The 1,240-nt window shown below is 66.0% G+C and carries 1 protein-coding gene; it reads left to right on the top strand.

Translation table 11 applies throughout. The annotated features are described in order from the left end of the window. Positions 1 to 103 precede the first annotated feature (103 nt). On the top strand, positions 104 to 1,240 hold a 1,137-nt coding region (locus ACP5J3_RS14750), incomplete at its 3' end, for a TldD/PmbA family protein (protein WP_428496371.1).

Below are 1,240 nucleotides of genomic sequence, written 5' to 3'. Positions count from 1 at the left end.
TCCAGCTCTTCGTAGGGACGTGCGGCAAGGGCAACCCCTCCCAGGGCATCCCAGTCACCATGGGAGGCCCCACCTTCAGAAGCAGAAGCCTCAGGGTGGTGACATGATACTCAAAATCCTCGCAGGGAGGGTAGACGAAGCCGCCGTGGTGAGGACGAGGCTTCTCCACTACATGGTCAGGTTCGCCAACGACGAGGTGACAGCCTTCAAACACTGGGCCGCGGAGAGCACCTTCATCTACGTGGCCAAGTCTAGAAAGACGGCAACGGTGGCGGTTACCGGCCCTCCCAGCCTCGAAAAGGTCGAGGAGGCCGTCAAGAGGCTGGCAACGGCGCCCGAGGACCCCCTCTACGTCCCCATAGGCGGCCCCAGCCCCGCCACCCGGCACGAGAGCCCGGAGGACTTTGAAAAACTCCCAGACCTGGTGAAAACCGCGGTAGACGCCGCCTCCGGAGTGGAGCGGAGCGCCGGCGTGGTCCACCTCACCCACGCCGCCGTCTCCTACGAAGACACTGCGGGCCGCTCCGGGGCCTACTCGGTAAACCGGGTATACATGGCGATGAGGTCGTTCCTAGGCGACCTCTCCGCCACAAGCGCCGCCGCCGGGAGGAGGATAGGCGACATCGACGCGGCGAGGCTGGGCAGAGAAAACGCCCATCTCCTAGACTTGGCCAGGGGCCTCCCCCAAGTCAGAGTCGAGCCGGCCAAGGCAGACCTACTCCTCTCCCCCCTCGTCTTCGCCCACCTAATAGGCGAGGCGGCGGGCAACTGGGCAAGCGGCTCCGAGGTCCTGGCAGGCACATCCCGCTACACAAAGGAAGACATAGGCAGAGAGGTGGCCTCCCAGCTCCTAACCGTGGCCGACGCCGCCCACGACCCCGGCGCCTACGGCCACACCCCCTTCGACCTCGAGGGCGTCCCCCCGCGCCCCGTGGAGATATACAGAGGCGGCCGTCTGGCGGGCCTCCTCCACACCCGCAGGACGGCCCACGCCCTGGGCATGGAGCCCACGGGCCACGCCATGCACCACTACGCCAGGCCTTGGCCGGGCCACATACGCATAGCCCCCGGGGACGGCCCCGCCGACCTAGAGGAGCTCCTCCGCGACCTGCGGCGGGGATACTACATACACAACAACTGGTACACCCGCTTCCAAAACGTAAAGACAGGACAGTTCTCCACTGTGGGCAGAGACGCGGCGCTGGAGGTAAGAGACGGAAAGCCGGTGGCCGTGGTGAAG

Origin of the sequence: Pyrobaculum sp. (assembly GCF_049971835.1) — an archaeon.
Taxonomy (GTDB): Archaea; Thermoproteota; Thermoprotei; order Thermoproteales; family Thermoproteaceae; genus Pyrobaculum.
The sequence above is the reverse complement of the archived record's forward strand: the minus strand, read 5'-3'. Positions and strand labels throughout refer to the sequence as shown.